The 4854-nt window shown below is 67.8% G+C and carries 6 protein-coding genes; 3 read left to right on the forward strand and 3 right to left on the reverse strand.

The annotated features are described in order from the left end of the window. A partial coding sequence (locus APY03_RS35400; RefSeq protein ID WP_232324529.1) for a methyl-accepting chemotaxis protein occupies nt 1-349 on the forward strand: 349 nt, incomplete at its 5' end. Here the strand turns inward: APY03_RS35400 and APY03_RS35405 are convergent. The 3 genes from APY03_RS35405 to APY03_RS35415 form a co-directional block, all read right to left on the reverse strand. Next, entirely contained in the window at nt 321-1154 is an 834-nt protein-coding gene (locus APY03_RS35405; RefSeq protein WP_068684815.1) for a tetratricopeptide repeat protein, read from the reverse strand. The two genes, APY03_RS35400 and APY03_RS35405, sit on opposite strands and share 29 nt — an antisense overlap. Continuing rightward, on the reverse strand, nt 1151-2104 hold the full coding sequence (gene ku / locus APY03_RS35410; RefSeq protein WP_068684817.1) for a non-homologous end joining protein Ku: 954 nt from the start codon (nt 2102-2104) through the stop codon (nt 1151-1153). The genes APY03_RS35405 and ku overlap by 4 nt, the downstream gene beginning before the upstream one ends. 183 nt (nt 2105-2287) lie before the next feature. Further along, nucleotides 2288-3442, reverse strand: a complete 1155-nt coding sequence (locus APY03_RS35415; RefSeq protein ID WP_068684819.1) for an ABC transporter substrate-binding protein — start codon at nt 3440-3442, stop codon at nt 2288-2290. Nucleotides 3443-3644: 202 nt separating this feature from the next. On the opposite strand from APY03_RS35415, the gene APY03_RS35420 reads away from it, so the two are divergent. After that, nucleotides 3645-4082 (forward strand): hypothetical protein, encoded by a 438-nt coding sequence (locus APY03_RS35420; RefSeq protein ID WP_068684821.1) that lies wholly within the window; start codon nt 3645-3647, stop codon nt 4080-4082. A gap of 234 nt (nt 4083-4316) precedes the next feature. After that, nucleotides 4317-4854, forward strand: a 538-nt coding sequence (locus APY03_RS35425; RefSeq protein ID WP_157103507.1) for a two-partner secretion domain-containing protein, incomplete at its 3' end; no start/stop codon positions are given.

A 4854-nucleotide genomic window follows, 5' to 3' on the forward strand; every position in this document is an offset into this window, starting at 1 on the left:
GGATGCCGGCACTGCGCTGGTGGGCGAAGCGGGCCAGACGATGCAAGACATCGTGGGCAGCATCCGCCGGGTGACCGACATCGTGGCCGAGATCAGCGCGGCGAGCCACGAGCAGACGCAGGGCATCGAGCAGATCAACCAGGCGATCACGCAGATGGACCAGGTGACGCAGCAGAACGCAGCGCTGGTGGAGGAGGCGGCGGCCGCGGCGAGCTCGCTGCAGGACCAGGCGGGCAAGCTTTCGCAGGTGGTCGGCACCTTCAAGCTCGACGACGACGAAGCACCGCGCGTGCCCGCGCCCGCCGAAGCGGCGAGGACGCTCAGCGCGTCAGTCGCCGGTACGCGTTGAGGTGGCGCAGCGCGCCGCGGGCGTCGCCGAACAGCTCCTGCAGCCGGCCCAGGTTGTAGTGCGCGTCGGCAAAGTCCGGGTCGAGCTGCAGGCTGCGCTCGTAGTTCAAGGCCGCCGCGCGCAGGCGCCCCAGCTCTTCCAATGCGATCGCGTAGTTGAAGAACAGCAGGGCCGACGCCGGGCAGCGTGGGAGGGCGGATTCGTGGAGTTGGGCCGCGTCTTCATAGCGCTGCTGGTCGCAGAGAAGCGCACCGAGGTTGACGTATGCGTCGATATGGTCGGGTGCCGCGGCGATGACCGCGCGATAGGCGGCTTCGGCCTGGGCAGGGTCGGTGTCCTCCAGCGCTTCGGCGTGGGCGAACAGCTGTTGCGCGTCCACGGCACTGGTCGAGCGGGCGGCGTTCGGGTCCAGAAAGGCCACGCGCCCGTCGACCGGCGCGACCTCGAAATCCAGCAGCAGTTGCCCCGAACCCGCTTCCCAGGTGCCGCGGCGATCACGCACCGCGACGTCGGCGCCCACGGCGGTGATGCGCATGCCGGTCAGCGGCAGCTCTTCGGGGAGCGTGGCCCGCAGCCGGCGCAGGGAGCGCAGGATCTTACGCGGCGGGATCTGCGCCTCTTGCAGCCCCTGGGCCGTGCGCAGCAGCATCAGGTCCTGGAAGCTGAAGCGGAACTCGTTGCGCGTGCCGCGCGTCGGCGTGACGAACCCGGCGCTCACCAGACGCTGGATCGCCACGCGCGAGATGCCGAGCATCTGCTGCACGCGCCGCATCGTGTACGGCGACGCGGTGCCGGCAGCGCTCATCCCTTCCTGGCACGCGCGCGCGCGGGCGTCGCGGCGGGTTCGTCGCTCTTGGCGGCGCGCTTGGGCGACTTTCTCTCAGCGGCCTCGAACATCGGTGAGACGTTGCCCCGCGCCGTTTTGGCGGCGGTCTTGCCGGGCGCAGCGGGAGCGGCAGGGGTTGCGGGTGTGGAGCGAGACTTCTTGCCAAGGCTGGCCTTGAGCGCGTCCATCAGGTCGATGACCTGGCCGCTGCCCGTCTCCTCGGCGCGGGCGGAGGCGACGATGTGCTTGCCGGCAATCTTCTCGTCGATCGCGGCGAGCACGCGCTTCTTTTCCTCGTCCTCGTACTGGCTCGGGTCGTAGGCGTCTTCCGAGATCTGCTCGATCAGCTGGAGCGCCAGCTGCAGCTCGGCCGGCGACACGCTGACCCGCTCGATGTCCAGCTCCTTCATCGAGCGCACCTCGTCGGCGTAGAGGAGCTGCTGCAGGATCAGGCCATCTTCCGCGGGCCGGATCTGGACCACATACTGCTTGGCCTTCCACGACCATTTGGCCAGGGCGCAGCGCCCACTCTTGCGCATGGCTTCGGTGAGCAGGGCGTAGGGCTTGCCGCCGCGCTTGTCGGGGGCCAGGAAGTAGGCCTTGTCGTAGTAGATGGGGTCGACCGCGCTTTCGGGGATGAAGGCCGTGATCTCGACGATGTGGCTGCTGCCTTCCTCGAGCGCCTTCAGCTCGTCGGGGGTGAACAGGACGAAGCGGTCCTTCTCGAATTCGTAGCCCTTCACCATCTCGGAGCGCGGGACCACGCTCTGGTCCTTCTCGGAGACGTATTGCTGCTTCACGCGGGAGCCGTCCTTGGCCAGCAGGTTGAACCTGACGGTGGAGCCGCTTTCGGTCGCCGAGTACAGGCGTACGGGGATGGAAACCAACCCGAAACTCAACGTCAACGAAGCAATGGAACGTACGGCCATGGTGTTGTCCTTCGCGCCCGGATGGCAGGGGCCGCGGGCAGGGCGCCGCGACATCGCGGAATCCTATGCGCTGGCCGGCAGGCTGTCACGTAGGACCTTTCCTGCTCCAAGCGGCCGCGGCAGCGCCTCAGAAAGCGGACTGCCGGAACGCGATCTGCGTCCGCCTGTCCCTGACTCCCGCAGCTACCGCAAGATCCGCCCGTCCGCCGTGATGCTGACCAGGTCGATGGTGCGCTGCGAATCGCGAAGCCCCGGCCGCAGGTTGATGCGGAAGCCCCCGACGTCGTAGTCGGTCATGCCCGCCATCACCCGCTGCAGGCTTGCGGGCGTGAAGGCGCGCCCCGCGCGGCGCACCGCCTCGCCTGCGGCCTTGGCGGCGATGAAGCCTTCGAGGCCCTCGTAGGATGCCGTCTGGTCCGAGTTGTCGAGGGCCGCGAGGTACTCCTTGACGATGGGAATGGCCGTGGAGCGCGGCGACGGCACCACCTGCGCGATCACGATGCCGCGGATGTCCTTGCCCAGCGTGGCGTAGAGCGGGTCGATGCCGACGATCGAGAAGGCCATGAAGTTGCCGCTGTAGCCGCTCTTGCGCAGCTTGCGGATGGCCTCGGCCGTTGTGCCCGAGAGCGACACCAGCACGATGGCCTGCGGAGAGGCGTTCAGCACGTCTGCCAGCGCGGCCTCGAGCTTGCCGCCGGCTGCCGGCACCAGCGCCTGGGCAGCCAGCGGGCCGAGCTTCTGGTCGCCCATGGCGTGCTGCACTGCAGCCAGGCCCGCGCGGCCCATGGCGTCGTCGTCGCCGACCAGCGCGATGCGGGTCTGGCCCACCGTGGCGCATTGGCGCACCATCTTGATGGCTTCGTCGGCCATGCTGGGCCGTACATGGAACACGTTGGGATGGGCCGCGCTGCGCAGGTTGTCCGCGGCGGCGAAAGGCGCGAAGAGCGCGGTGCCCTGCTGGGCCGCGGCGGCGGCGCCGGCCTCGCTGCTGGCGGTGCCCACGAAGCCGAACAGCATGTCGGCCTTGTCGTTGAGCAGCATGTTGCGCGCATTGGCCGCGGCGCGCTGCGCGTCGTAGCCGTCATCGAGCTGCAGCAGCTTCAGTTGCAGGCCGCTGGCCGCGTTGGCGTCGTTGAACTGTGTTGCGTAGAGCCGGCAACCCGCTGCGAAGGCCAATCCGATCTCGCTGGCGGCGCCTGTCAGCGGGACGGACTGCCCCAGGACCACCGTACGGCCCGCGGGGCGAGCGGTTTGCGCTTGGCCGACCCGCGCCAGCCCGCTGCCCAGCAGCAGCGTTGCACCCGCCTGGCACAGCCAGAGCCTGCGTGACCGATCCATGGGAGGCCTTTCGTTACATCGACTGAAAAATGTAGCGACCTAGGTGCCTTTGCACGAAGGTAGTAAGTCACGCTCGGGTCGACTTCGATGGCCCGAAGGTTTGGTGTGAACTATTGTTTGTCGTTCGTGGCTTTTTGCACGCGGTGAAAGAAGGCACCGGTGGCAACATGCCGATCGATCCGGATGTCTCCCGGCGACCGACATGAAGAACAAGCCCTCTGATCTTTCCCTGCTGGAAAGCGCGCTCTCCACCATCGAACAGGTGCTGGCGCGCGCCGACAACGACATTCAAGGCGCGCCGTATCTCGGCCCAACCACCAACCTGCCGCTGGATGTGTTGCAGGACTCCGGCTCGGCTGGTAGCGACGACCGCTTCCGGGTCAGCGCTGCACAATCGGCGATCAACATATGCCTGGGCTCGGCCGCCGCGCTGATCGATGTGAGTCAGGCGCTGATGAACCGCAGCGTGGACCGCTCACCCCAGAGCCTGGAGCGCGAGTGGCAGACCATCATCGCCCACACGAAGATCGCGAGCCGCTCGGCCTACCGCGCGGCGCTGATCATGGCGGCGCAGAAGCATGTGCTGGCGGCGCAGGGCGAGGTGCAGTCGGAGAACGTCTGCAGCCGTCTTGCGTATTGACGCTGAACGCGCTGTCCCGTTTGTTGCGATGACCCTGTCTTGCGACGGGGCCGCCGCAGGGCCGCGCATTCGATGACGACAATCTGACTCTTTCTGGCGCCGCCGCCGATATTGCGGCGCTGCACAGCAGAATCCGGCCCTTTCAAGAATTACAAGGGTCGACGTGATGATTCCCAGGGAGGCTTCGGGCCTGCGGCTCGGAAGAAGACGCGCGCGTGAGATGCGGGTGATGGCATGAACAAGCATCTTCACCGCGTTGTCTTCAACGCAGCGCGCGGCATGCGCATGGTGGTTCAGGAGACGGCCAGGAGCGCGGGCAAGGCCACCGGGGCAACCTCTGCGTTGCTGGCAACGGCGCTGACCGGGCTTCTGGCCGCTTCGTCCGTGGCGGCCCAGATCGTCGGCGCGCCCGGCGCGGCACCGGGCCTCAGGCCCACCGTGCTGTTGGCGCCCAACGGCGTGCCCCTGGTCAACATCCAGATGCCCTCCGCCGCAGGCGTCTCGCGCAATCTCTACAACCAGTTCGACGTCCAGCCGCAAGGCGTCATCCTCAACAACAGCCGCACCGATGTGCAGACCCAACTGGGCGGCTGGGTGCAGGCCAATCCCTTCCTGGCAACCGGGCCGGCGCGCATCATCCTCAACGAGGTGGTCAGCGGCAACCCCACGCAGCTGCGCGGCGCCATCGAGGTCGGCGGCCAGCGCGCCGAGGTCATCGTGGCCAACCCGTCGGGCATCGCGGTCGATGGCGCCACCTTCATCAACGCCAGCC

The organism is Variovorax sp. WDL1, assembly GCF_001541225.1.
Lineage (GTDB): Bacteria > Pseudomonadota > Gammaproteobacteria > Burkholderiales > Burkholderiaceae_C > Variovorax.